1 pseudogene is annotated in these 532 nt (G+C 43.8%); it reads right to left on the bottom strand.

What is annotated here, in order from left to right:
• Positions 1 to 532 (bottom strand): annotated as a pseudogene (locus AB4512_RS23165) (2-succinyl-5-enolpyruvyl-6-hydroxy-3-cyclohexene-1-carboxylic-acid synthase); the annotation flags it as partial.

The raw sequence follows: 532 nt of genomic DNA, 5'->3' as shown, positions 1-532 counted from the left end.
GAATGATGATGCTTGCGACTTTATCCAATGATTAAGGCGCTTAGAAACAATGCGCTCACCGAACTGAAGGATAAAATCACATTGGTTAAGTTGTTCTTTCGCTACATCACTCTGCATCCACAGATCATAATGTTTCCAATCACTTGTGACACCTGATTGAGGGTCACAAAAAACTGGCCAACCTAATGTAGTGGCAAACTGCTGAGCTTTTGTCGCTTGTTCAATATCGAGCGAACCGAGAATAACCACACCCTTACGCCCAAGATACTCACCTGGAGCAATCGGTTGTGTATTCACTTGATTAGGTAAAAACGTTTGGCTGTAACAACCTGTTCCCGATTTCCACCCAGCGACACTGGATGTGTATTCCGTATACATTTCCGCGCTATTCGCAGAATATAGAGGTTCTGGGAACGGACAGTTGATATGAATCGCACCACCAACATTGCGTTGTTTCACCAAGGCGTGATCAACCGATGTCAGTAACCAATTCAGAGAAACTTGTGTACTAGGGCTTGGTAAGTTTAAAGCA

The sequence above is a fragment of the Vibrio sp. 10N.222.52.B7 genome, from assembly GCF_041474275.1.
GTDB classification, from domain to species: domain Bacteria; phylum Pseudomonadota; class Gammaproteobacteria; order Enterobacterales; family Vibrionaceae; genus Vibrio; species Vibrio crassostreae_C.
This window is presented reverse-complemented; position numbering and strand designations above follow the sequence as displayed.